Raw genomic sequence first — 24,863 nt, 5'->3', positions numbered from 1 at the left:
GCGGGGCCGGTCCGGGGAAATCCCGGGCCGGCCCCGCCGTTTCGGCGCGCCCGCTGCCGCCTACTGGGCGCCGGGGCGCACCAGCCCGCTCTCGTACGCATAGACCGCCGCCTGCACCCGGTCCCGCAGCCCCAGCTTCGTCAGCACATGCCCGACATGGGTCTTGACGGTCGTCTCGCTCACGAACAGGTCGGCGGCGATCTCCGCATTGGACAGCCCGCGCGCCACCAGCTTGAGGACCTCCACCTCGCGCTCGGTGAGGGTGTGCAGGGTGTCCGGCACCGGCTCCTCGCCCGACGGCAGGTGCCCGGCGTACTTGTCCAGCAGCCGGCGGGTGATGCTCGGCGCCAGCATCGCCTCGCCGGCCGCCACCACCCGGATCGCCTGCACCAGCTCATGGGCCGGCGCGTCCTTCAGCAGGAAGCCGCTGGCCCCCGCCCGTAGCGCCTCGACGACGTACTCGTCCAGGTCGAAGGTCGTCAGCACCAGCACCTTGGCCGGGCCGTCCTTCGCCGGACCGGTGATCTGCCGGGTCGCCTCGACCCCGTCCATCCGGGGCATCCGGATGTCCATCAGCACCACATCGGGCTGCAGCGCCCGCACCTGCTCCAGCGCCTGCAGGCCGTCACCCGCCTCCCCGACGACGGCCACATCCTGCTCCGCCTCCAGAATCATCCGGAATCCCGTACGCAGCAGGGGCTGGTCGTCGACCAGCAGGACGCGGATGGCCACGAGCTCTCCTTCGTTACGCCCGTTCGATACGCCCGGACAGGCTAGATCGCTCCCATTCTGCCCTGTGGCGCCTTGTCGGCGTCCCTGGGGCGCACCTGGAGCGGATACACCGGGGGAGTGCCGCCGAATTCCGGACAGTGCGCCCGGTGGTCGCACCAGCCGCACAGCTTCGTCGGCCGCGGCCGCCAGTCACCGGTCTCCGTCGCCGTCCGGATCGCCTCCCACAGCGCCAGCAACTTCCGCTCCACGGCCCGCAGATCGGCCTCACCCGGGTCGTACGTCAGCACGTCGCCGCTGCCCAGATAGACCAGCTGCAGCCGCCGCGGCAGCACCCCGCGCAGCCGCCACAGCACCAGCGCGTAGAACTTCATCTGGAACAGCGCGCCCTCGGCGAACTGCGGCCGCGGCGCCTTGCCGGTCTTGTAGTCGACGATCCGCACCTCGCCGGTCGGTGCCACATCCACCCGGTCGATGAACCCGCGCAGCCGCAGCCCGGAATCCAGCACCGTCTCGACGTACAGCTCGCGGTCCGCCGGCTCCAGTCGCGTCGGGTCCTCCAGCGTGAACCACCGCTCCACCAGCGCCTCGGCCTCCGCCAGCCAGGCCGCCAGCTGCTCACCGTCCGCGTCCTCAGCGAACAGCCCGGCCAGCTCCGGCCGCTTGGCCAGCAGCTTCTCCCACTCGCCGGGCACCATCGCGCGCGCCCCGGCCGCCGTCCGCTGCGTCGCCGGCGCATCGAAGAGCCGCTCCAGCACGGCGTGCACGACCGTGCCCCGGGTCGCCGCCGCGCTCGGCTGCTCCGGCAGCTTGTCGATCACCCGGAAGCGGTACAGCAGCGGGCACTGCATGAAATCGCTCGCCCGCGACGGCGACAGCGCCGCCGGCGGCCGCGCCGGCTCCCCGTCCTGTGCACCCTGGGTGCCCGCCCCGTCCTGCTCCGTGCTCCATCCCATGCCACAGAACCCTACGGCCCGCCACTGACACGGCGCGGACGGGCCAGGCGGGCGGCGGCCGGCCCGCGCCGGGCACGGGCCCGCAGCGTAAAGGGACCCGCACTCCGCATACCATCGACGCCGGACCCCTTCGCCCTGCATGATCGATATATCAGGCCGAGCAGGGGCGCATGCCGTATTCGATGAGGGGACGCCACACCGTGGACGACAGCGGGAAGCCGCAGGACCCCGAGGAGTCCGCGCGGCACCAGCCGCCCGGGCCGCCCAAGGGTGCCGACGGCCCCAAGGCGCCTGGGCCCGGCAGAAAGAGCACCGGCGGCGGCATCCTGATGGGCCGTCCCTTCGGCGTACCGGTCTACGTCGCCCCCAGCTGGTTCCTGGTCGCGGCCCTGATCACCTGGGTCTTCGGCGGCCAACTGGAGCGCGTCCTGCCCGAACTCGGCGCCGCGCGCTACCTCGTCTCGCTCTTCTTCGCGGTCGCCTTCTACGCCTCGGTGCTCGTCCACGAGCTGGCCCACACCGTCGCCGCGCTGCGCTTCAAGCTGCCGGTGCGCCGCATCCAGCTGCAGTTCTTCGGCGGCGTCTCGGAGATAGAGAAGGAGAGCGAGAGCCCCGGCCGGGAGTTCGTGCTCGCCTTCGTCGGCCCGCTGCTCTCCCTCGTCCTCGCCGGGGTCTTCTACGCCGGGATGCAGCTGGTCGATCCCGGCACCGTCCCCGGCGTCCTGCTGGCCGGCTTGATGATCTCCAACCTGATCGTCGCGATCTTCAACCTGCTGCCGGGTCTGCCGCTGGACGGCGGCCGGATGCTGCGCGCCGTCGTCTGGAAGGTCACCGGCAACGCCATGACCGGCACCGTCGCCGCCGCCTGGGTCGGCCGGGCGCTCGCCGTCACGGTCCTGATCGGCCTGCCGCTGCTGACCCACACCGGTGCGCTGGGCAACGCCCGCCCGGAGATCGGCGGCGCGGACTCGCTCACCGACGCCCTGCTCGCCGCGATCCTCGCCGCGATCATCTGGACCGGCGCCGGCAACAGCCTGCGGATGGCCCGGCTGCGCGAGCGGCTGCCCGACCTCACCGCCCGCACCCTGACCCGGCGCGCGGTCCCCGTCGAGACCACCACCCCGCTCTCCGAGGCGCTGCGCCGCGCCAACGACGCTGGTGCCCGCGCCCTGGTCGTCGTCGACCCCCAGGGCAGCCCCACCGCCCTCGTGCGGGAGGCCGCCATCGTCGGCGTCCCCGACCACCGCCGCCCCTGGGTCGCCGTGGGCACCCTCGCCCAGGAGCTCAAGGACGGAATGCGGGTCTCGGCCGAACTCGCCGGCGAGGACCTCCTCGAATACCTCCGCGCCACCCCGGCCACCGAGTACCTCGTCGTCGAGGAGACCGGCGAGATCTACGGCGTGCTGTCCACCGCCGACGTCGAACGCGCCTTCGTCTCCGCCATGGCCCGCACCTCCTGATCCGCACCGCCCCGCGGCCGTCCCCGGCCGCCCACTGGTCAGCGGCGCCCCGGAGGGCCGGTAGGCTGGTCACATGTCCGAACCGACCGGTGCCGCCCGCCGTCGCGGGCCCTTCAAGGTCGGGGACCAGGTCCAGCTCACCGACCCCAAGGGACGCCACTACACCTTCACGCTCGAAGCGGGAAAGAGCTTCCACACCCACAAGGGAGCCTTCCCCCACGACGAGCTGATCGGTGCTCCCGAGGGCAGTGTTGTCCGTACCACCGGGAACGTCGCCTACCTCGCGCTGCGCCCGCTGCTCCCCGACTACGTCCTGTCCATGCCCCGCGGTGCCGCCGTGGTCTACCCCAAGGACGCGGGGCAGATCCTGGCGATGGCCGACATCTTCCCCGGCGCGCGCGTCGTCGAGGCGGGGGTGGGATCCGGCTCGCTCAGCAGCTTCCTGCTGCGCGCGATCGGCGACGACGGCATGCTGCACTCCTACGAGCGCCGCGCCGACTTCGCCGAGATCGCCACGCAGAACGTCGAGCGCTACTTCGGCGGTCCGCACCCCGCGTGGACGCTCACCGTCGGTGACCTCCAGGACAACCTCTCCGACACCGACGTCGACCGCGTCATCCTCGACATGCTCGCCCCCTGGGAGTGCCTGGAGGCCGTCTCCAAGGCCCTGGTCCCCGGCGGCATCCTCTGCGCCTACGTCGCGACCACGACCCAGCTGGCGCGCACCGTCGAGGCGATCCGGGAGCACGGCACCTTCAACGAGCCGTCGGCCTGGGAGACCATGGTCCGCACCTGGCACGTCGAGGGCCTCGCCGTCCGCCCCGACCACCGCATGATCGGCCACACCGGCTTCCTGCTCACCGCCCGCCGCCTCGCGGACGGCGTGGAGCCCCCGCTGCGTCGCCGCCGGCCCGCCAAGGGCGCCTACGGCGAGGACTACACCGGCCCCGGGGCCGGTGGCCGGGACCAGGCAGCGCCCTCCGCACGCGACTGACCGCCGCCCCTGCCGGGCCCGTGCCCGGTGGGCCGGACCGGGCCACCGAACCGCCAGGCGCCGCCGATGAGTTCCCCCGCGGGGAACCGTCGGCGGCGCCGCGGTGTCAGGGGACCGTGAAGACCTGGGAACGGCGCGGAAAACTCCGGTCCTGCTGGTTCCTTGCCGCTCGCCGCTGTGGAACGATGCTGGGCACTCCCACCGGCACAGCACTTCACAGGAGTTACCCCGCGTGCAGCCCATGGCAGGCCAGGACCTCTTGCACACCCAGCCCCGCCCCATGCACTGGCTCGCCACCGCCACTGCCGTCTCGGCGGTCGTCGCGGCCGCGTCCTTCGTCCAGCCCCCCGATGCCACCGCCACCACCGCCCACGGCGCCGCGACCGGCCGTCCCGTCGCCGCCCCGGATCCGGCCAAGGTCAGCTTCCCGGTCGACTGCGGACCCCACCGCCTCGACGTGGTGCACAAGGCCTCCGGCGACCTCGACGGCGACGGGACGACCGAGACCGTCGCGCAGGTCCGCTGCCACAGCGACACCGGCACCCCGCCCAGCGCCGTCTATGTCCTCGCCGAGCCCACGGAGGGACGGGCCGCCCCGCGGATCGTGGCGACACTCCTCGCACCCGCCCAGCAGCTCAGTGTCCGCAGGCTCACCGTCCGGCAGGGCGTGATCTCCGCGGGGCTGCTGGGCTACTCCCGGCTCGATGTGCCGCGCTGCTGCCCGGACGTGCACAAGGACGTCAAGTGGCAATGGAAGGGCGGGAAGTTCGTCCAGAGCGAACTCCCCGCCGCCATGGGGACCCAGCGCGCCTGACCGGTCACCGGACGTGCCCGTCGGGAGCCCTGCGTTCCCCGGGCGCTACTCCGCGTCGGGGCCGTAGACCTCGACGCCGTCGCTGACCCGGCGGACGTGGATGCAGTCCCCCGGGCACTCCTTCGCCGAGTCCCGCACGTCGGCGAGCAGCTTCAGCGGGACGGGCGTTGTGGCCCCCTCGTCCTGGAGCAGCTCGTCCTCGGCGCTCTTGACGTAGGCCAGGCCGTCGATGTCCAGCTCGAAGACCTCCGGCGCGTACTGGGCACAGATGCCGTCCCCGGTGCAGAGGTCCTGGTCGATCCAGACTTCCAGCTCCGGGCCTTCGTCCTGCGCGGTCATCTCGCCTGCCGTTCCTACGTACGTGAACCGTTTTTGTCTAAGTGGCGCCAGCCCTGACGGGTGTTGACCGACTCGACGATACAACCGCTCGCTTTCCGATGTTGTTGGGTGGGTATTCCCTTGGCGTGAGGACGTGCGCAAGGGTGAAGATCGGACACACCCCGACAGTCTTTTCGATCTAGGGGTTTCAACCTGCACCGGCCCAGGTAGGGTCAGGAAGCGTCCAGCTCCTTGGAGGAGGTGAGGACCGTGGCAGCCCACGACGACGACATCAACCGCGGCATCCGGCCGGGGCGAGGGTCTGAAGATCCCGCCGGCCAGGTTGCCTATCTCGAGCAGGAGATCGCCGTCCTGCGACGCAAGCTCGCCGACTCTCCGCGTCACACGAGGATTCTCGAAGAGCGGATCGTCGAGCTGCAGACCAACCTGGCCGGCGTCTCGGCGCAGAACGAGCGTCTCGCCAACACTCTCCGCGAGGCGCGCGACCAGATCGTGGCCCTCAAAGAAGAGGTCGACCGGCTCGCGCAGCCGCCGGCCGGCTTCGGTGTCTTCCTGCAGGCGAACGAGGACGGCACGGTCGACATTTTCACCGGTGGCAGAAAGCTCCGGGTCAATGTCAGCCCGAGTGTGGAGACCGAGGACCTCCGGCGCGGCCAGGAGGTCATGCTCAACGAAGCGCTCAACGTGGTCGAGGCCATGGAGTTCGAGTCCGCCGGCGACATCGTCACCCTCAAGGAGATCCTTGAGGACGGCGAGCGGGCGCTGGTGATCGGGCACACCGACGAGGAGCGGGTGGTGAGGCTCGCCGAGCCGCTGCTGGACATCACCATCCGTCCCGGCGACGCCCTGCTGCTCGAGCCCCGCTCCGGCTACGTCTACGAGGTCATCCCGAAGAGCGAGGTCGAGGAGCTCGTCCTCGAAGAGGTCCCGGACATCGACTACACCAAGATCGGCGGTCTGGGCGGCCAGATCGAGCAGATCCGGGACGCGGTCGAGCTTCCGTACCTCTACCCCGACCTCTTCAAGGAGCACGAACTCCGCCCGCCCAAGGGTGTCTTGCTCTACGGCCCGCCCGGCTGCGGCAAGACGCTCATCGCCAAGGCGGTCGCCAACTCCCTTGCCAAGAAGGTCGCCGAGGTGACCGGGCAGCCCGCGGGGAAGAGCTTCTTCCTCAACATCAAGGGCCCCGAGCTGCTCAACAAGTACGTCGGTGAGACCGAGCGGCACATCCGGCTGGTCTTCCAGCGGGCCAGGGAGAAGGCCAGCGAGGGCACCCCCGTCATCGTCTTCTTCGACGAGATGGACTCGCTCTTCCGCACCCGCGGGTCCGGCGTCAGCTCGGACGTGGAGAACACCATCGTCCCCCAGCTGCTCTCCGAGATCGACGGTGTCGAGGGCCTGGAGAACGTGATCGTGATCGGCGCCTCCAACCGCGAGGACATGATCGACCCCGCGATCCTGCGCCCCGGCCGCCTGGACGTGAAGATCAAGATCGAGCGTCCGGACGCGGAGGCCGCCAAGGACATCTTCTCGAAGTACCTCACGGAGAACCTCCCGCTGCACGCCGACGATCTCGCCGAACACGACGAATCGCGCAAGGCCGCGGTCAGCGGAATGATTCAGTCCGTCGTCGAGCAGATGTACGCGGAATCCGAGGAGAATCGCTTCCTGGAGGTCACCTACGCTAATGGTGACAAGGAAGTCCTCTACTTCAAGGACTTCAACTCCGGTGCGATGATCGAAAACATCGTAGGACGCGCAAAGAAGATGGCCATCAAGGCCTTCCTCGAACACAATCAGAAGGGCCTGCGGGTTTCCCATCTCCTCCAGGCCTGTGTGGACGAGTTCAAGGAGAACGAGGACCTGCCCAACACCACCAACCCGGACGACTGGGCTCGGATCTCCGGAAAGAAGGGCGAGCGGATCGTCTACATCCGCACCCTGGTCACCGGAAAGCAGGGCGCCGACACCGGTCGCTCCATCGACACGGTGGCGAATACCGGCCAATACCTGTAACACCGCTCTCCGGCTGCGGATGTCCTGCACGGGGCGTCCGCAGCCGGACGCTTTTCCGGGAGCTGACGGAAAGGCGCCGGAAAGGGCGCGATGGACCAGGGAAAACCGGACTGGAGCAATGACTGTAATGATCTCCCCAGCGCCGCAGAGGCGTCCTAGGCTCTTCGGTACCGCTGCGTCACGCTGTGCCGGCGTGGGGCACACGCACGGACCGGAAGCACAGCGGTACTTGAGCGCCGACCCCGTCCGGGGGCGCCGCCGGGCAAGGAGGGCCGCATGACCGTACGGCGAGTAATGGGAATCGAGACGGAGTACGGGATCTCCGTCCCCGGCCACCCGAACGCCAATGCCATGCTCACCTCATCCCAGGTCGTCAACGCCTACGCGGCCGCGATGCACCGGGCACGCCGTGCCCGCTGGGATTTCGAGGAGGAGAACCCGCTGCGGGACGCCCGCGGCTTCGACCTCGCACGGGAGAACGCCGACGCCAGCCAGCTCACCGACGAGGACATCGGCCTGGCCAATGTGATCCTCACCAACGGCGCCAGGCTCTACGTCGACCATGCGCACCCCGAGTACAGCGCCCCCGAGGTCACCAACCCGCGCGACGCCGTGCTCTGGGACAAGGCCGGCGAACGGATCATGGCCGAGGCCGCCGAGCGGGCCGCCCAGGTGCCCGGGGCCCAGCCGATCCACCTCTACAAGAACAACACCGACAACAAGGGCGCCTCCTACGGCACGCACGAGAACTACCTGATGAAGCGGGAGACCCCGTTCTCGGACATCGTGCGGCACCTGACGCCGTTCTTCGTCTCCCGCCAGGTGGTCACCGGCGCCGGACGGGTCGGCATCGGCCAGGACGGCCACGAGCACGGCTTCCAGCTCAGCCAGCGCGCCGACTACTTCGAGGTGGAGGTCGGCCTGGAGACGACCCTCAAGCGGCCCATCATCAACACCCGCGACGAACCGCACGCGGACGCGGAGAAGTACCGCCGGCTCCATGTGATCATCGGCGACGCCAACCTCTCCGAGATCTCGACGTACCTGAAGCTGGGCACCACCTCCCTGGTGCTCGCCATGATCGAGGACGGCTTCATCGCCGTCGACCTCGCCGTCGAGCAGCCGGTGCGCACCCTCCACCAGGTCTCGCACGACCCCACCCTGCAACGCCTGATCACCCTCCGCAGCGGCCGCACGCTCACCGCCGTACAGCTCCAGATGGAGTACTACGAGCTGGCCCGCAAATACGTCGAGGACCGTTACGGAGCGGATGCGGACGAGCAGACCAAGGACGTCCTGACCCGGTGGGAGGACGTGCTCGGCCGGCTGGAGAACGACCCGATGAGCCTGTCCGGCGAGCTGGACTGGGTCGCCAAGCGGGAGCTGATGGAGGGCTACCGCCGCCGGGACGGCCTGGACTGGGACGCGGCCCGGCTCCACCTCATCGACCTGCAGTACGCCGACGTACGCCCCGAGAAGGGCCTGTACAACCGTCTGGCGGCCCGGGGCAAGATGAAGCGCCTCCTGGACGAGCAGGACGTCCAGCGGGCCCAGCAGAAGCCTCCGGAGGACACCAGGGCCTACTTCCGGGGCCGCTGCCTGGAGCAGTACGCCGACGACGTGGCGGCCGCCTCCTGGGATTCGGTCATCTTCGACCTGCCCGGCCGTGACTCCCTGCAACGGGTCCCCACGCTGGAGCCGCTGCGCGGGACCCGTAAGCACGTCAAGGAGCTGCTGGACCGCTGCCGCACCGCGGAGGAGCTGGTGAGGACGCTGTCCGGCCGCTGACCGGCAGGTGCACGACAGATTTCTCCGGTGTGCCCGGCCGTACCGCGGCTGAAATCGCCGCGGTGCGGGAATCATCGAGGTGACTACCGGGCGTTGCCTCAACAGCAGGGCCGATGTCGGACCCTGCTTGTAGGGTCGGATCTTGACGGTCACATCGAGCGGGGCGAACCGAGCGGGGTGAGGGATATGGCGACCAAGGACAGCGGCGGCGGACAGGCCAAGGCCACGCGTTCCACGGAAGAGGTCGAGGAGCAGACACAGGACGCGCAGGCCTCGGACGACCTCAAGGAACGCCAGGAGAAGTTGTCGGACGACGTGGACTCCGTCCTGGACGAGATCGACGACGTACTCGAGGAGAACGCGGAGGACTTCGTGCGGTCCTTCGTGCAAAAGGGCGGGCAGTAGGCCGAAGCGGGCGCCGCCCGGCCTCCGTCGGCCGAAGCGCCGTGCGCGGCAGCACGAGGACGTGCCGCGCACGGGCTTCGGCCGGTGTGCCCAGGGCTCCGGGGCCGGGACCACGGGCCGAATCCATCCCGCCCGAGCGGGTGGATCATCTCTACGGGGCGGGTAGGGTCCGAGGCGTACTGTGCTTCAGCTGCACCGCAGCTTTGGGCCAATTCAAGGATCGGCCGGACGCCTTGAAAGCGGGCGGCCGAGTATCCGGAAGGAAAAGTGTGGAAGCCAACACTCGAAGCACCGGGCGTCTACCAGCTGCCTTCCTGACGCCGGGATCCTCGTCGTTCATGGACTTCCTCGGCGCGCACGCGCCGGACCTGCTGCCGGGCAGCCGCCCGCTGCCGCCGGTGCAGGGCGCCGTCGAGGCGCCGCACGGCACGACGATCGTGGCCGTGACGTTCCCCGGCGGCGCGGTCCTCGCCGGTGACCGGCGGGCGACGATGGGCAATGTCATCGCCCAGCGCGACATGGAGAAGGTCTTCCCGGCGGACGAATACAGCGCGGTCGGCATCGCCGGCACCGCCGGCCTCGCCGTCGAAATGGTCAAGCTCTTCCAGCTGGAGCTGGAGCACTTCGAGAAGGTCGAGGGAGCCCAACTCTCCCTGGAGGGCAAGGCGAACCGGCTCTCGACGATGATCCGCGGCAACCTCGGGATGGCCATGCAGGGCCTGGCCGTGGTGCCGCTGTTCGCCGGCTACGACCTCGACCGCGAGAAGGGCAGGATCTTCTCGTACGACGTCACCGGCGGGCGTTCCGAGGAGCGGGGGTTCGCGGCGACCGGTTCCGGCTCGGTCTTCGCACGCAGCTCGCTGAAGAAGCTCTACCAGGACGACTTCACGGCGGATCAGGCCGTTACGGCCGTCGTCCAGGCGCTCTACGACGCCGCCGACGACGACTCGGCGACCGGTGGGCCCGACCTGGCGCGGCGGATCTATCCGATCGTCACGGTGATCACCGACGAGGGCGTCCGGAAGCTGACCGACGACGAGATCTCGGAGATCGCCCGCAACGTTCACGAGCGCCGGCTCGACCAGCCCGACGGCCCGCGCGCCGCGCTGCTCTGACGGGACGGATGTTCCCCATGCCGCCACTGAGAGAGCTTTCGACAGGAAGGGACGGATAGCCGGTGTCGACGCCGTTCTATGTCTCACCCCAGCAGGCCATGGCCGACCGTGCCGAATACGCCCGCAAGGGCATCGCGCGCGGCCGCAGCGTCGTGGTGCTGCAGTATGCCGACGGCGTGGTCTTCGTCGCCGAGAATCCCTCCCGCGCCCTGCACAAGGTCAGCGAGATCTATGACCGGATCGCCTTCGCGGCGGTCGGTAAGTACAACGAGTTCGAGAACCTGCGGATCGGCGGGGTGCGCTACGCCGACCTGCGGGGCTACACCTACGACCGCGAGGACGTCACCGCGCGCGGCCTGGCGAACGTCTACGCCCAGACGCTCGGCACGATCTTCTCCAGCGCCGCCGAGAAGCCGTACGAGGTCGAGCTGATCGTCGCCGAGGTGGGCAGCGCCCCCGAGGACGACCAGATCTACCGGCTGCCGCACGACGGCTCGATCGTCGATGAGCACGGCTCGGTGGCGGTCGGCGGCAACGCGGACCAGATCAGCAGCTACCTCGACCAGCGCCACCGCGACGGGATGACGCTCGCCGAGGCCCTGAAGCTGGCCGTGGAGTCGCTGTCGCGGGACACCAACGGCGGCGAGCGCACGCTCACCGCCGAGCAGCTGGAGGTCGCGACGCTGGACCGTACCCGGCCCCAGCAGCGCAAGTTCAAGCGGATCCTGGGCCGTCAGCTGTCCCGGTTGCTGGACGAGGGCGGCGCGGCGTCCGGCAAGGAGCCCGAGGCGGGTGCCGGCGACGCCGGGGCCCCGGCCGAGGACACCGGCGACAAGCCCACCAAGGGCTCCGGCGGCAAGGGGGCCAAGGGCTCCGGGGGCACGGACGACTCCGACGGAGAGCCCCTGCTCTGACGTACCGCTACCGGGCCCGTCGCCCGGACCGCGCGCCCCGGTGGGTCACCTCCCGCCGGGGCGCGCGGCGCTTTCAGCGGGCGCCGGCGGGCGGGGCGGTGGAGCCCCGGGGGACCAGCCGCACCGGAAGGGTGGGGGACGGCGCCGGATCCCCGTCGAGCACCGCGGTCAGGGCCCGCATCCCGGCCTCGCCGAACTCCTCGGCGGGCAGCCGTACGGTGGTCAGTTCCGGCTCGACGGCGACCGCGAGCGCGAGGTCGTCGAAGCCGGTCACCGAGACGTCCTCGGGGATCCGCAGGCCCAGCCGGCGGACGGCCTTGCAGGCGCCCGCGGCGATGATGTCGTCGTCGCAGAGCAGGGCGGTGGGGCGGGGACCGGGGCCGGTCAGCGCGGTATGGGCGGCCTGGAGACCCGCCTCCACGCTCAGGGCGGCGGGCAGCCGGCGCAGCAGGGTGCCGGGCACCTCGGCGAGGCTCTCGGCGACGGCACGGGCGCGGACCTCGAAGGTCCAGGAGCGCACATCGGCCGCGAGGTGGGTGATGCGGCGGTGGCCGAGCCCGGTCAGATGGGCCGTCAACTGCCGTGCGCCGTCGGCGATATCGAGGTTGACGGTGGCACCGGCCCGGCCGTCGGCGGGGTCGCTGTCGAGCATCACCAGCGGTAGGTCGGCGGCGCGCAGCGCGTTGAGGGCCTCGGCGGCCATGGAGGACGCGATCACCCCGTCGAGGGTGGCCGCGGCGGAGTCGAAGGGGTCGCGGGCCGGGCCGATGCCCTCGGGGGAGGGGTAGAGGACCACGCCGAAGCCCTGAGCGGCGGCGACGCGGGCGGCGCCGGTGTAGACCCGGGCGAAGAACTCGGTGGTCAGGGCGGGGACGACGAGCAGCACGGTACGGGTGCGGCCCATCCGCAGGCTGCGGGCGGCGAGGTTGGGCCGGTAGCCCAGCTCGCGGGCGGCGGTGCGGACGGCCTCGGCCTTGCCGGGGGAGACCCGGCCGCGCCACTTGTCGCCGAGGACGAGCGAGACGGCGGCCTGGGAGACCCCGGCGGCGCGTGCCACATCCCGGCTGGTGACCCGGGGGGCGGCCGGTCGGCGGCCGGAGTGCGTGGCCTCATTGCTGGTCACCGGGGGTTTCGCCTCTCGCTTCGGCGCTGCGGGGTGGACCGTGGACAGCCGCCATGGTACGTATGACGCCGGAAGTTATACGTAACACGTCCGGGGAGTCCGGACGGGAGGGGGGAAGGAATGGGCGCGGGATACGGGGAGCTCCTCAGGGCCCGGCACGCCGCCCGGCTGCTGGCCGGGACGCTGGTCGGCAGGCTGCCGAACGCCACCGCCTCGCTGTCGGTGGTCCTCTTCGTCCGGGCGGAGGGCGGCAGCTATGCGCTGGCCGGCTCGCTCGCTGCGGTCTACGGGGTGTGCACGGCGATCGGCCAGCCGCTGCTCGGGCGGGCCGTGGACCGCTGGGGCCAGCCGCGGGTGATGCTGCCCGCCGCGGTGCTCTCCGCGCTGGGGATGGCGCTGCTGGCCGTCGCCGGTCCGGACCTGCCGGTGGTGCCCTGGGCCGCCGTGGCGATCGCCGGGCTCTTCACCCCGCCCCTGGAGGGCGGGCTGCGGGCGCTCTGGCCGGGGGTGCTCCGGCGCGCGGACCAGGTGCACGCCGCCTACGCCCTGGACGCCGTCGCCCAGGAGGTGATGTACGTGGTGGGGCCGTTGTTGGTGACCCTGTGCGTGGGGTTCTGGTCGGCGGGGGTGGCGCTGCTGGTGATCAATGCGCTCGGGGTGCTCGGCGCGCTCTCCGTCGTCGTCTCCGGGCCGTCCCGCCGGTGGCGCAGCGGGCCGCGGGAGGCGCACTGGCTGGGCGCCCTGCGCTCGGCCGGGCTGCGGGTGCTGCTCGGGTCGTTCTTCTTTGTGGGGCTGGCGCTGGGTTCGGTGGAGGTCGCGGCGGTGGCGTACGCCGATGAGCGGGGCGGCCAGGTGGTCGCCAGCTATCTGCTCTCCGCGCTGAGCGCCGGCGCGCTGGTCGGCGGTCTGGTCTACGGTGCGCGGGCCTGGCCGGGGCGCCCCGAGGGCCGGCTGCGGCTGCTCATCGGGCTGCTGGCGCTGGGCTATCTGCCGCTGGTGCTGGTGCCGGGGGTGGCCGGAATGACGGCGCTGGGCGGGCTCGCCGGGCTGTTCCTGGCGCCGTCGCTGGCCTGTGCCTTCGTCGTCGTGGACCGGCATGCGCCCAAGGGCACGGTGACGGAGGCCTTTTCGTGGCTGGTGACGATGTTCGGCGTCGGGGCGGCGACGGGTGCCTCGGTGTCCGGGCCCGCGGTGGGCAGCGGGGGAGCGGTGGCCGGATTCGCGGTGGCCGGCGCGGGCGGCCTCGCCGCGTTGTGCGTGATTTTGTCGATGAAGAGATTTCTCGGTGAGCCGCCCGTGCAGCCTACGGCGGGTGCGCCCACGACGGAAAATGATCGAAACGGGGCCGTCGAACCCGGTTTCAGAGCGGGCCGTCAGGCGTAATGTTCAGTCATGGACCGCCGCATTTTCGGGCTGGAGAACGAGTACGGCGTCACGTGCACGTTCAGGGGACAGCGCCGACTGTCGCCTGACGAAGTGGCGCGGTACCTCTTCCGCCGTGTCGTGTCATGGGGCCGCAGCAGCAATGTCTTCCTGCGGAACGGCGCCCGCCTGTACTTGGACGTGGGTTCGCACCCGGAATACGCAACTCCCGAGTGCGACAACGTGACGGAGCTGGTCACCCACGACAAGGCCGGTGAGCGCATTCTCGAAGGCCTGCTCGTCGACGCCGAGCGCCGCCTGCATGAGGAGGGAATCGCGGGCGACGTCTACCTCTTCAAGAACAACACCGATTCGGCGGGAAACTCCTACGGCTGCCACGAGAATTACCTGGTGGCCCGCCACGGCGAGTTCTCCCGGCTCGCGGACATCCTCATTCCGTTCCTGGTCACCCGTCAGCTGCTGTGCGGTGCGGGCAAGGTGCTGCAGACCCCGCGCGGCGCGGTGTACTGCGTCAGCCAGCGCGCGGAGCACATCTGGGAGGGCGTCTCCTCGGCGACCACCCGCTCCCGCCCGATCATCAACACCCGTGACGAACCGCACGCGGACGCCGAGCGCTACCGCCGGCTGCACGTCATCGTCGGTGACTCCAACATGTCCGAGACCACGATGATGCTCAAGGTCGGCGCCACGGACCTGGTGCTGCGCATGATCGAGGCGGGCACGGTGATGCGCGACCTGACCTTGGAGAACCCGATCCGGGCCATCCGCGAGGTCAGCCACGACATCACCGGACAGCGCAAGGTCCGGCTGGCCAGCGGCCGGGAGGCCTCGGCGCTGGAGGTCCAGCAGGAGTACTACGAGAAGGCCGTGGACTTCTGCGACCGCCGGGGCATCCGCACCGGACTCGTCGAACGCGTCCTGGAGCTGTGGGGCCGCACCCTGGAGGCGATCCGGGACGAGGAGCTCGACCGCATCTCCACCGAGATCGACTGGGTGATGAAGCATCAGCTCATCGAGCGGTACCGCACCAAGAACAACCTCACCATGTCCCACCCGCGGGTGGCGCAGATAGACCTCGCGTACCACGACATCCACCGCCGCCGGGGCCTCTACTACCTCCTGGAGCGCAAGGGCCAGGCGGCGCGGATCTGCAACGACCTGAAGATCTTCGAGGGGAAGTCGGTGCCGCCGCAGACCACCCGGGCCCGGCTGCGCGGTGACTTCATCCGCCGCGCCCAGGAGCAGCGCCGTGACTTCACGGTGGATTGGGTGCACCTCAAACTGAACGACCAGGCGCAGCGCACGGTCCTGTGCAAGGACCCGTTCCGTTCGGTGGACGACCGGGTGGAGAAGCTGATCGCCGGAATGTGACCCGCGGGGAATGCGGAGATGTGCCGGGAGCGCGTTGCTCCCGGCACATTGCTGTGTTGTGCCGGGAAGGGCCCACGGGGACAGGTCGTAGAGTGGCGGGCATTGCCCACCACCCCACGAGCCCGAGTTGGACTGATGAACCTCATGAATAACACCCGTCGCGCCGCCGTGGCTGCGCTGACCGTGCCCCTTCTGCTGTTCACCGCCGCCTGCGGGTCCGAGGACGGCAAGGGCTCGGCCGGCAAGGCCGTGGTCACGGTCGACGGCAAGGCAGGGGCGAAGCCGAAGATCACCGTGCCCAAGGACGCCAAGCCGTCCGACACGGCCGTCACCAAGACCGTCATCAAGGGGGACGGTGCGGTCGTCAAGAAGGGTGATCTGGTCCGGCTGGACTTCTCGGCGCAGTCGATGAAGGGCCAGAACCTCGGCAGCAGCTGGACGCCGCAGCCCGGCGCCAAGCCCGGTGGGCCGCGCACCCAGGTCGTCAGCGAGGTCACCGACCAGATGACGCAGCAGATGCTGCCGCCGAAGGTGATGTCCGCGGTGGCCGGGCAGAAGGTCGGCAGCCGCTTCGAGGTCGAGGGCACCGCCAAGGCGCTGATCGGCCAGGGCCTCAACCCGCAGTCCGGCATCAAGCCGGGCGACGGCCTGGTCTGGGTCGTCGACGTGGTCGGTGCGCAGAAGGTCGACAAGAAGGCCAAGGCCGAGGGCACCCAGGCGTCCCCGGAGAGCGGGCTGCCCGAGGTGAAGGCCGAGGGTGAGAAGGCCGCCACGATCACCGTCCCCAAGGGTGAGAAGGCTCCCAAGGGCCTCAAGCAGCAGGTGCTGATCAAGGGCAAGGGCCCCGAGGTCAAGGCCGGGGACGGGCTGATCGCGCAGTACACGGGCGTGAAGTGGGAGGACGGCAAGAAGTTCGACTCCTCCTGGGACCACGGTGGTGCGACCGCCTTCCAGATCGGCACCGGGCAGGTCGTCCAGGGCTGGGACAAGGCGCTGGTCGGCAAGCACGTCGGCGACCGGGTGGAGATCGTCATCCCGCCGAAGCTGGGCTACGGCGCCAGCCCGCAGCACGAGCTGGCCAAGAACACCCTGGTCTTCTCGGTCGACATCGTCGGCACGGTCTGACCGCGGCACCGGCAAGATCTGCGAGACTGGCCCGGTAATCGTAAAGATTCGAAAGTAGGAGCACTTTCGTGAGCATCGACAAGCCCGAGATCGACTTTCCTGAGGGCCCGGCTCCCAGCGAGCTGGAGATCGTTGACCTGACGGAGGGCGACGGGCCGGTCGCCAAGGCCGGGGACATGGTCTCCGTCCACTACGTCGGCGTGTCCTTCAGCTCCGGCGAGGAGTTCGACGCGAGCTGGAACCGCGGCAAGCCGCTGCAGTTCCAGCTGGGCGCCGGCCAGGTCATCGCCGGCTGGGACCAGGGCGTCCAGGGCATGAAGGTCGGCGGTCGCCGCCGGCTGACCATCCCGCCGCACCTGGCGTACGGCGAGCGCGGCGCGGGCGGCGGCCGGATCGCCCCGAACGAGACCCTGATCTTCGTCTGCGACCTGGTCTCCGTCTGAGACCGGCGTACGTCGCGGCCCCGGTGGCCGGCGAGGTACTTCCCCGGGCCGGTGCCGCGCGCCGGCACCGGCCCCACGGCGGGTGAGCCCCCGCTCCCCTTCGCCCCGCGGGCGGAGGAGGAGACGGGGGCTCACCCGTCCGGCTTTTGCCGCACGCACCCCGAGCGGTACGGTCAACGGTCGGGAGTACAACGAGAGAGGGCGTCGATGGCCATTGCCAAGGCCGAGCGGTTGATGAACCTGGCGCTGTGCCTGCTGGGGACGCGGCGCCCGCTGACCAAGCGCGAGCTCAGGCAGTCCATCGAGGCCTACCTGGAGGCCTTCGGGCCGGGGGGCGGCGCGGCCTTCGGGCCGGGCAACGGTGCGGCCTCGGGCGCGGCCGCGGGCGGCACCGACGATGCCTTCAACCGCATGTTCGAGCGGGACAAGGACGACCTGCGCGAGCTCGGCCTGGTGATCGAGACCGTCGAGGGCATCGAGGGGGAGATCGGCTACCTGGCCCGCCGGGACAGCAACCGGCTGCCGCCGATCACCCTGGACGCCGCGGAGGCCGCCGCCCTGGGCCTGGCCGCCAAGGTCTGGCAGCAGGCGCGGCTGGCCGGCGCCGCCAGCGGCGCGCTGCAGAAGCTGCGGGCGGCCGGGATGCCGCTGGCCGCGGACGGCGAGGACTACGACTCCGGAGGGCCGCACAGCGCCCTGGAACCCCGCATCCCCACCCACGAGGCCGCCTTCGAGCCGCTGATGCTGGCCTGCCGGGACCGCCGCCCGGTGGTCTTCGACTACCGCAAGTCCAACGCCGCGCACCCCGAGCAGCGGCAGGTCGAGCCGTGGATCCTGGAGTGCTGGCGCGGGCACTGGTACGTCGCCGGATGGGACCGCGAGCGCAAGGCGGAGCGGGTCTTCAGGCTGTCGCGGATCACCGGCAAGGTCCGTTCCCGGCAGGGGAAGTTCACCGCGCCGGTGCCCGACCACGTCACCGTCCGCGAGACCGTCGAGAGCTGGGCGGGGGAGACCGCCACCGGCACCGCACGGATCAGGCTCCGGGCCGAGCACGGCTATCCGCTGCGGGCCCGGGCGCTCTCCGTCCGGGAGCTGGGCGACGGCTGGGACGAGCTGGAGATCCCCAACGGCCACGGACTCGACGCCTGGCTGGTGGAGTTCGGGCCCGATGTGGTCGTACTGGAGCCCGCGGAGCTGCGCGCCGACGTCATCGACCGGCTGCGCGCCGTGGCCAAGGGCTGACGAGGGACGGGGAAGCAACACTCATGGCTACCAACGCGATCGACCAGACCCGCCGGATGCTGTCGCTGGTGACGTACCTGCGCGAGCGGCCCGGCGCCCGGGTCGGCGACGTCGCCCGGGCCTTCGGCATCACCGAGGACGAGCTGATCGCCGACCTCGACGTGCTGCCGATGTGCGGAACCAGCTTCCGCGGCGGCGACCTGCTAGACATCGACACCGACGGCGACTGCATCTGGTGGCACAACCCCGACGACGTGGCGGAGCCGCTGCGGCTGGCCGCCGACGAGGCGACCGCCCTGCTGGTCGCCGCCCGCGCGGTGGCCACCCTCCCGGGGCTGCGCGAGGGCGACCGGCAGGCGCTGCTGCGCGCCACCGCCAAGCTGGAGGCGGCGGCCGGCGAGGCGGCCGGCGCCAGCTCCCGGCTCTCGGTGACCTTCGAGTCCGAGGGCGGGGTCTTCGCCGACGTCGACCGAGCCATCGCCGAGCGGCGCCGGCTGTGGCTGCGCTACTACTCCCCGGCCCGCGACGAGCTGACCGAGCGGGAGGTGGACCCGATCCGGCTGTTCGCCGTCGGGCACACCTACATGGAGGCCTGGTGCCGGCTCTCGGAGGCCCGGCGCACCTTCCGCCTCGACCGGGTCGCCGAGATCAAGCTGCTGGACGCGCCCGCCGACCCGCCGCCGGTGGAGCTGCGCGATCTGTCCGAGGGGCTGGTGCAGCCGGCCGCCGAGGACCCCGAGGTGTCCATCGAGGTCGGGCCGGGCGGCCGCTGGGTCGCCGAGTACTACCCGCACGACAGCGCCGAGGAACTGCCCGACGGCGGGCTGCGGATCACCCTGCGCACCCCGGACCCCGCCTCGCTGCGGCGGTTGGCGCTGCGGCTGGGCCGGGACGGCCGGATCGTGGCGCCGCAGGCGCTCGCGGACAGCGCCCGGCGCGCCGCCGAGCAGGCGCTCACGGCCTACGGCGCGTGACCGCGGCGCGCGGGGCTCAGGGAGCAGGAGGAGGCAGCGAGGGATGACGAAGACGATGGCGGGCGCGAGCGCCCGGGTGCTGTTCAAGGCGGCTTGCCCGGACTGCCGGGGCTGCTTCGAGCTGGCCTCGGACGCCTTCCGGCTGGCGATCGGCGCCAGCAGCCGCACCACCTTCTACTCCTTCACCTGCCCGGACTGCCGCCGCGCGGTGCGTCGTCCGGCCGGCGAGCGGATCGTGGAGCTGCTCACCGGCGGCGGGGTGCGCACGCTGCGGCTGCACCTGGGCTGACCGATAGGCTCGCCCCATGCTCTGGCCCATGATCGCAATCGCCCTCGGCTTCCTCGGCATCGCCGTGCTCGGCGCCCTCGCCGTCCGCGTCTTCGTCGAGGTGCGGCGCCTGGGCCACCAGGTCGGCGCGGTGTCGGAGCAGATCCAGCGGGCGGCCCAGGACCTGGAGCGGGCGGCGCTGCCGCTGGCCTCGTCCCTGGACCTGAGCAAGAAGCGGTAGCACGGCGCGTACGGCCCCCCTTCCGCGTTCTCCCCGGGCGGTACGCTGTTCCCCAGGGCCGATCGACGAGGCGCGGCCCCGCAACCGGGAGTGCGCACAGGGGTTGCCCCGTATTCACCCGTGAGCGCTACGATCGCTGCAAGTACGGCGGGCGGACGGATGCCCGACCTGGTCAGCTCGTTCCAACCCCAGCCGCCTCGGTGAGAAGGTAAAGATTTATGTTCGGTGGAAAGATCGGCGTCCCTGAGCTCGTCCTCATCGTTGTCGTCCTCCTGCTCCTGTTCGGCGCGAAGAAGCTGCCGGACATGGCCCGTTCGCTGGGCAAGTCCGCTCGGATCCTCAAGAGCGAGGCGAAGGCGATGAAGTCGGAGGGCTCCCAGAAGCAGGAAGCGCCCGCCGACCCGCCGAAGGACGAGGCGGGGGCCGACCGCAGGACCATCCAGGCCGCTCCGGGGGATGTCGCCAGCGCACGGCCGGTGACCGACTCCGAGCACACCTCCCAGCGCTGACAACAGCTTGACCGTGGCGGCCACCGGGCCGCGGCCCGGTGGCATGAGATGAGGACGTGGGTTGCGCAAGTCTGCCCCTGAAGAGCGAGCCAAGAAGAAGGACCCCGAGGGGCGGATGCCCCTCGTGGAGCATTTGCGCGAGCTGCGCAACAGGCTGGCCAAGGGTGTCCTGGGCATTGTGGTCGCGACCATCGCGGCGGCGTTCTTCTACGAAGCGATCATCAACGTCCTGACCGAGCCGATTCTGCGGTCGGTCGGCTGCCACTCCCTCTTCACCGACGTCGCGAAGATGAGGAAGGGCTCGGCCTGCGCCAACATCGTGATGCTCGACCTCCTCGGGCCGTTCACCCTGGCGCTGAAGGTGTCGCTGATGACCGGTGTCATCGTCGCCTCCCCGGTCTGGCTTTACCAGCTGTGGGCCTTCCTCGCGCCCGGTCTGCACCGGCACGAGAAGCGGTACGCGCTGAGCTTCGTCGCCACCGGCTTCCCGCTCTTCGCCTGTGGCGCCTACTTCGCGTACACGACCCTGCCGACCACGGCGAGGGTGCTGATCGGCTTTACCCCGGACGGTGTCGGCAACCTCCTCCCGCTGGACAAGCTGCTCGACCTGATCACCCGCATGGTGATCGTCTTCGGGCTGTCCTTCGAGCTTCCGCTGCTGCTGGCCATGCTGAACTTCGCCGGACTGATCACCGGTAGGCGGATGCTGGGCTGGTGGCGGGGGATGGTCCTGGGGATCACCGTCTTCGCCGCGATCGCCACGCCGAGCACCGACCCGCTCACCATGCTCATGCTCGCCGTGCCCATCGCCCTGCTCTACTTCGTCGCGGTCGGCGTCGCGCTGGCCAATGACACCCGGCGGCGGCGACGGACCGAGGCGGGGCCGTCCGATGACGAGGCGTCCGAACTCGATCTGACGCCCGAGGACATCGGCGCGCTCCAGTCGGTGGCGACGCCTGCGGCGCTGCCGGAGCAAGCCAGCGGGGACGACGGGAAGCGCGGCAGCTTCGACGACGTCACCTGACCCCGGCGTGGGCTCACCCTCCCTCAACAGCAGTTGCTGCGGAACGAGGGTGCTGTGCCCTTCCAGCCGGGGCCGGCCGCTCCCCGTTGCACGGCGTTCACGGCCGGAATGGGTATGAACAGCGGAAGACGTTCGGTGGGTGGCTCTGCGGAGCCGCCCACCGAACGTTGCTAGCGCCGAGCGAGCAGCACGTGCCGTAGTCCTTGATCGCGACAGGTCCACCCACGGCGCGGGAAGGGAAAGGCGCGGTGGTCGGGCTCGGTCTGTCCTTCGCGCTGTTCCTGGTGCCGGTGGTGCTGCGCGGTGTCATCCCGTGCGTTACTGCGGTGGGAGAAAGCCGTGGGGCGGGGAGCCGTGTGCGACTCCCCGCCCCTTCGGCGTGGTCTGCCCGTCTTCCGGTGGTGCGATGACGGGCCCACCCCGGCGCTCACGGGCTCAGCAGTACTTGATGCCCTGCAGCTTGCCGGTGCCCCGGTAGTGGAGCTTGCCCTTCGGTCGGATCGTGAGGCAGCCGCTGTCCGGCCACCAGCGCTCGGCAATCTGCACCTTGATCGTCTTCGTGCAGCCGTTGTAGATGTCCACAGCGTTCTGGCTCGGGTGCCACGTTGCCTTGACGGGTGAGGGCAACGGGTTTTCCAGCAGTGCCGCCGCTCGGGGCGGTCGCTCGGTAAAGGCCGCACATAAAGATCGGGTCGTTGTCAGAGGTGGCCGGTACGCTCGTAAGCACGATGACCGAGGACATGTCCCCTGCTGAGCGCTATGCCGCCGCCAAGCTCCGGGCGGCCGAGCAGGCCACCGCACTCGCCCCGTTCCGAGAGATGTACGACTTCGACCTGGACCCCTTCCAGGTCGAGGCGTGCACGGCCCTGGAGGCCGGAAAGGGCGTGCTGGTCGCGGCTCCCACCGGATCCGGAAAGACGATCGTCGGCGAGTTCGCCGTCCACCTGGCCCTGGAGCAGGGCCGCAAATGCTTCTACACCACGCCCATCAAGGCGCTGTCCAACCAGAAGTACCAGGACCTGGTCAAGCGGTACGGCGCCGGCAAGGTCGGCCTGCTGACCGGCGACAACAGCGTCAACTCCGAAGCACCGGTGATCGTGATGACCACCGAAGTGCTGCGCAACATGCTCTACGCGGGGTCGCAGTCGCTCAGTGGCCTCGGCTATGTGGTGATGGACGAGGTGCACTACCTCTCCGACCGCTTCCGCGGCGCCGTCTGGGAAGAGGTGATCATCCATCTCCCCGAGTCTGTGACGCTGGTGTCACTGTCGGCGACGGTCTCCAACGCCGAGGAGTTCGGCGACTGGCTGGACACCGTCCGCGGGGACACTGAGGTGATCGTCTCCGAGCACCGCCCGGTGCCGCTGTGGCAGCACGTCCTCGCCGGCCGCCGGATATATGACCTCTTCGAGGAGCGGGACGGGCAGCGCGGGGGCCGCCGGGAGGTCAACCCCGACCTGGAGCGGCTGGCCCGGATGGAGAACAGCCGGCCGACGTTCGGCCGGGACAAGCGCCGGGGCCGTAACCTGCGCGAGGCGGACCGCGAGCGCGAGCGGCGGCAGCGCGCCCGGATCTGGACGCCGAGCCGCCCCGAGGTGATAGACCGCCTCGACAACGAGGGCCTGCTGCCCGCGATCACCTTCATCTTCAGCCGCGCCGGCTGCGAGGCCGCCGTCCAGCAGTGCCTGTACTCGGGCCTGCGCCTGAACGACCAGGAGGGGCGCGAGGAGGTCCGCCGGATCGTCGAGGCGCGGACGGCCGGGATCCCCGACGACGACCTCCATGTGCTGGGCTACTTCGAGTGGTTGGAGGGCCTGGAGCGGGGCATCGCGGCGCACCACGCCGGGATGCTGCCGACCTTCAAGGAGGTCGTGGAGGAGCTCTTCACCAAGGGTCTGGTCAAGGCCGTCTTCGCCACCGAGACGCTGGCGCTGGGCATCAACATGCCGGCCCGTTCGGTCGTGTTGGAGAAGCTGGTGAAGTGGAATGGCGAGCAGCACGCCGACATCACCCCCGGCGAGTACACCCAGTTGACCGGGCGGGCCGGGCGCCGCGGCATCGACGTCGAGGGCCATGCGGTGGTGCTGTGGCAGCGCGGGATGAACCCGGGCGCGCTGGCCGGACTCGCCGGGACCCGGACGTATCCGCTGCGGTCCTCCTTCCGGCCGTCGTACAACATGGCGGTCAACCTCGTCTCGCAGTTCGGCCGGCACCGTTCGCGGGAGCTGCTGGAGATGTCCTTCGCGCAGTTCCAGGCCGACCGGTCGGTGGTGGGGATCACCCGCCAGGTGCAGAAGAACGAGGAGGGGCTGGACGGCTACCGCGGCTCGATGACCTGTCACCTCGGCGACTTCGAGGAGTACTCGCGGCTGCGGCGGGAGCTGAAGGACCGGGAGTCCGAACTCGCCAAGCAGGGGGCCGCGCAGCGGCGGGTGGCGGCCGCGGCGGCGCTGGAGAAGCTCCGGCCCGGCGACGTCATCCATGTGCCCACCGGCAAGTACGCGGGCCTGGCGCTGGTCCTGGACCCGGGTATGCCCTCGGGCCGGACGAACGGCCACCGCGGCTTCGAGGCGCAGGACGGCCCCCGGCCGCTGGTGCTGACCGCCGAGCGCCAGGTCAAGCGGCTGGGCTCGATCGACTTCCCGGTGCCGGTCGCCGCGCTGGACCGGATGCGGATCCCCAAGTCCTTCAATGCCCGCAGCCCGCAGTCGCGCCGTGATCTGGCGTCCGCGCTGCGGACGAAGGCCGGGCACATCCCGCCGTCGCGGCACCGCAAGCAGCGCGCGGCGGCGGCCGACGACCGGGAGATCGCCCGGCTGCGGACGGAGATCCGGGCGCACCCCTGCCACGGCTGCGCCGAGCGGGAGGACCACGCCCGGTGGGCGGAGCGCTACCACCGACTGCTGCGGGACACCCGCCAGTTGGAGCGGAGGATCGAGGGCCGGACGAACACCATCGCCCGGACCTTCGACCGGATCTGTGCGCTGCTGACGGAGCTGGACTACCTGGAGGGTGACACGGTCACCGACCAGGGCCGCCGGCTGGCCCGGCTCTACGGCGAGCTGGACCTGCTCGCCAGCGAATGCCTGCGCGAGGGCGTCTGGGAGGGCCTGGGCCCGGCCGAACTGGCGGCCTGTGCCTCGGCGCTGGTGTACGAGGCACGGCAGGCGGACGATGCCGTCGCGCCCAAGCTGCCGGCCGGCAAGGCGCGGGACGCGCTGGGGGAGATGGTGCGGATCTGGGGCCGGCTGGACGCCCTGGAGGAGGACCACCGGATCAACCAGGCCGAGGGCGTCGGCCAGCGCGAGCCGGACCTCGGTTTCGCCTGGGCGGCGTACCGCTGGGCCTCCGGATTCGGCCTCGACGAGGTGCTCCGCGAGGCGGACATGCCGGCCGGCGACTTCGTCCGCTGGTGCAAGCAGTTGGTCGATGTCCTCGGCCAGATCGCGGCGGCGGCCCCGCCCGAGGGCTCGGTGGTGCGGGCCGCCCGCCGGGCGATGGACGGGGTGCTGCGGGGCGTGGTGGCGTACTCCTCGGTCGGCTAGCGGTACGGTCCGGCCGGCCCGGTGCACGACGGCGCCGCGACCCCGAGGGGGGCGCGGCGCCGTCCGGCGTGCTGCGGGTCGGTCA

Annotated in this window: 24 protein-coding genes and 1 pseudogene; 20 read left to right on the top strand and 5 right to left on the bottom strand. The window is 70.8% G+C overall.

Annotation, left to right across the window (positions count from 1 at the left end):
• Positions 1 to 60 precede the first annotated feature (60 nt).
• Positions 61 to 732 carry a response regulator transcription factor gene (locus AB0G84_RS19370; protein WP_361321723.1) on the bottom strand — a complete coding sequence of 224 codons (672 nt, stop codon included), beginning with the start codon at positions 730 to 732 and terminating at the stop codon, positions 61 to 63.
• Between the two features lie 41 nt (positions 733 to 773).
• Complete coding sequence (locus AB0G84_RS19365; protein ID WP_361321721.1) at positions 774 to 1,685, bottom strand: RecB family exonuclease; 912 nt, start codon at positions 1,683 to 1,685, stop codon at positions 774 to 776.
• A 200-nt stretch (positions 1,686 to 1,885) separates the two neighbouring features.
• On the opposite strand from AB0G84_RS19365, the gene AB0G84_RS19360 reads away from it, so the two are divergent.
• The 3 genes from AB0G84_RS19360 to AB0G84_RS19350 all read left to right on the top strand — a co-directional run bounded on the left by AB0G84_RS19360 (position 1,886) and on the right by AB0G84_RS19350 (position 4,953).
• Entirely contained in the window at positions 1,886 to 3,145 is a 1,260-nt protein-coding gene (locus AB0G84_RS19360; RefSeq protein ID WP_361321719.1) for a site-2 protease family protein, read from the top strand.
• 73 nt (positions 3,146 to 3,218) lie between these two features.
• Positions 3,219 to 4,139, top strand: a complete 921-nt coding sequence (locus AB0G84_RS19355; protein WP_361321717.1) for a tRNA (adenine-N1)-methyltransferase — start codon at positions 3,219 to 3,221, stop codon at positions 4,137 to 4,139.
• A gap of 241 nt (positions 4,140 to 4,380) precedes the next feature.
• A complete protein-coding gene (locus tag AB0G84_RS19350) occupies positions 4,381 to 4,953 on the top strand; it encodes a hypothetical protein (RefSeq protein ID WP_361322049.1) in 573 nt (190 codons plus the stop codon).
• A gap of 45 nt (positions 4,954 to 4,998) precedes the next feature.
• On the opposite strand, the gene AB0G84_RS19345 is transcribed toward AB0G84_RS19350, so the two are convergent.
• On the bottom strand, positions 4,999 to 5,292 hold the full coding sequence (locus AB0G84_RS19345) for a ferredoxin (RefSeq protein WP_361321715.1): 294 nt from the start codon (positions 5,290 to 5,292) through the stop codon (positions 4,999 to 5,001).
• Positions 5,293 to 5,541: 249 nt separating this feature from the next.
• On the opposite strand from AB0G84_RS19345, the gene arc reads away from it, so the two are divergent.
• The 6 genes and pseudogenes from arc (at position 5,542) to prcA (ending at position 11,530) form a co-directional block, all read left to right on the top strand.
• Positions 5,542 to 7,308, top strand: a complete 1,767-nt coding sequence (gene arc, locus AB0G84_RS19340; protein ID WP_361321713.1) for a proteasome ATPase — start codon at positions 5,542 to 5,544, stop codon at positions 7,306 to 7,308.
• 276 nt (positions 7,309 to 7,584) lie between these two features.
• A complete protein-coding gene (gene dop, locus AB0G84_RS19335; protein ID WP_361321711.1) occupies positions 7,585 to 9,096 on the top strand; it encodes a depupylase/deamidase Dop in 1,512 nt (503 codons plus the stop codon).
• A 186-nt stretch (positions 9,097 to 9,282) separates the two neighbouring features.
• Positions 9,283 to 9,501: a ubiquitin-like protein Pup gene (locus AB0G84_RS19330; RefSeq protein WP_361321709.1), complete on the top strand. Its 219-nt coding sequence runs from the start codon at positions 9,283 to 9,285 to the stop codon at positions 9,499 to 9,501.
• Positions 9,502 to 9,641: 140 nt separating this feature from the next.
• Positions 9,642 to 9,819, top strand: a pseudogene (locus tag AB0G84_RS19325) (endonuclease domain-containing protein); the annotation flags it as partial.
• On the top strand, positions 9,771 to 10,616 hold the full coding sequence (gene prcB / locus AB0G84_RS19320) for a proteasome subunit beta (RefSeq protein ID WP_361321707.1): 846 nt from the start codon (positions 9,771 to 9,773) through the stop codon (positions 10,614 to 10,616). The pseudogene AB0G84_RS19325 and the gene prcB, both read left to right, overlap by 49 nt.
• Before the next feature lie 62 nt (positions 10,617 to 10,678).
• Positions 10,679 to 11,530 carry a proteasome subunit alpha gene (gene prcA / locus AB0G84_RS19315; protein ID WP_361321705.1) on the top strand — a complete coding sequence of 284 codons (852 nt, stop codon included), beginning with the start codon at positions 10,679 to 10,681 and terminating at the stop codon, positions 11,528 to 11,530.
• A 73-nt stretch (positions 11,531 to 11,603) separates the two neighbouring features.
• Here prcA and AB0G84_RS19310 read toward each other — a convergent pair whose 3' ends face one another.
• Positions 11,604 to 12,653, bottom strand: a complete 1,050-nt coding sequence (locus AB0G84_RS19310) for a LacI family DNA-binding transcriptional regulator (protein WP_361321703.1) — start codon at positions 12,651 to 12,653, stop codon at positions 11,604 to 11,606.
• Positions 12,654 to 12,773: 120 nt separating this feature from the next.
• Between AB0G84_RS19310 and AB0G84_RS19305 the strand changes: the two genes are divergently transcribed.
• The 10 genes from AB0G84_RS19305 (at position 12,774) to tatC (ending at position 21,233) form a co-directional block, all read left to right on the top strand.
• On the top strand, positions 12,774 to 14,036 hold the full coding sequence (locus AB0G84_RS19305) for an MFS transporter (RefSeq protein ID WP_361321701.1): 1,263 nt from the start codon (positions 12,774 to 12,776) through the stop codon (positions 14,034 to 14,036).
• 9 nt (positions 14,037 to 14,045) lie between these two features.
• Positions 14,046 to 15,407 (top strand): Pup--protein ligase, encoded by a 1,362-nt coding sequence (pafA, locus tag AB0G84_RS19300; protein ID WP_361321699.1) that lies wholly within the window; start codon positions 14,046 to 14,048, stop codon positions 15,405 to 15,407.
• Between the two features lie 135 nt (positions 15,408 to 15,542).
• Positions 15,543 to 16,532, top strand: a complete 990-nt coding sequence (locus tag AB0G84_RS19295; RefSeq protein ID WP_361321697.1) for an FKBP-type peptidyl-prolyl cis-trans isomerase — start codon at positions 15,543 to 15,545, stop codon at positions 16,530 to 16,532.
• Between the two features lie 68 nt (positions 16,533 to 16,600).
• Positions 16,601 to 16,975: an FKBP-type peptidyl-prolyl cis-trans isomerase gene (locus AB0G84_RS19290; protein WP_361321695.1), complete on the top strand. Its 375-nt coding sequence runs from the start codon at positions 16,601 to 16,603 to the stop codon at positions 16,973 to 16,975.
• A 207-nt stretch (positions 16,976 to 17,182) separates the two neighbouring features.
• Complete coding sequence (locus AB0G84_RS19285; RefSeq protein ID WP_361321693.1) at positions 17,183 to 18,217, top strand: WYL domain-containing protein; 1,035 nt, start codon at positions 17,183 to 17,185, stop codon at positions 18,215 to 18,217.
• Between the two features lie 23 nt (positions 18,218 to 18,240).
• Positions 18,241 to 19,191, top strand: a complete 951-nt coding sequence (locus AB0G84_RS19280; protein WP_361321691.1) for a WYL domain-containing protein — start codon at positions 18,241 to 18,243, stop codon at positions 19,189 to 19,191.
• A gap of 43 nt (positions 19,192 to 19,234) precedes the next feature.
• Positions 19,235 to 19,480, top strand: a complete 246-nt coding sequence (locus tag AB0G84_RS19275) for a hypothetical protein (protein ID WP_361321689.1) — start codon at positions 19,235 to 19,237, stop codon at positions 19,478 to 19,480.
• Between the two features lie 16 nt (positions 19,481 to 19,496).
• On the top strand, positions 19,497 to 19,700 hold the full coding sequence (locus AB0G84_RS19270; RefSeq protein ID WP_361321687.1) for a hypothetical protein: 204 nt from the start codon (positions 19,497 to 19,499) through the stop codon (positions 19,698 to 19,700).
• Positions 19,701 to 19,918: 218 nt separating this feature from the next.
• Complete coding sequence (gene tatA / locus AB0G84_RS19265) at positions 19,919 to 20,209, top strand: Sec-independent protein translocase subunit TatA (RefSeq protein ID WP_361321685.1); 291 nt, start codon at positions 19,919 to 19,921, stop codon at positions 20,207 to 20,209.
• A 61-nt stretch (positions 20,210 to 20,270) separates the two neighbouring features.
• Entirely contained in the window at positions 20,271 to 21,233 is a 963-nt protein-coding gene (gene tatC / locus AB0G84_RS19260; RefSeq protein ID WP_361321683.1) for a twin-arginine translocase subunit TatC, read from the top strand.
• 435 nt (positions 21,234 to 21,668) lie between these two features.
• Here tatC and AB0G84_RS19255 read toward each other — a convergent pair whose 3' ends face one another.
• Positions 21,669 to 21,815: a hypothetical protein gene (locus AB0G84_RS19255; protein WP_361321681.1), complete on the bottom strand. Its 147-nt coding sequence runs from the start codon at positions 21,813 to 21,815 to the stop codon at positions 21,669 to 21,671.
• Positions 21,816 to 21,961: 146 nt separating this feature from the next.
• Here AB0G84_RS19255 and AB0G84_RS19250 point away from each other — a divergent pair, with 146 nt between their 5' ends.
• Complete coding sequence (locus tag AB0G84_RS19250) at positions 21,962 to 24,778, top strand: DEAD/DEAH box helicase (RefSeq protein ID WP_361321679.1); 2,817 nt, start codon at positions 21,962 to 21,964, stop codon at positions 24,776 to 24,778.
• The last annotated feature ends 85 nt before the right edge of the window (positions 24,779 to 24,863 follow it).

The organism is Streptomyces sp. NPDC020742, assembly GCF_040641675.1.
Lineage (GTDB): Bacteria > Actinomycetota > Actinomycetes > Streptomycetales > Streptomycetaceae > Streptomyces.
The sequence above is the reverse complement of the archived record's forward strand: the minus strand, read 5'-3'. Positions and strand labels throughout refer to the sequence as shown.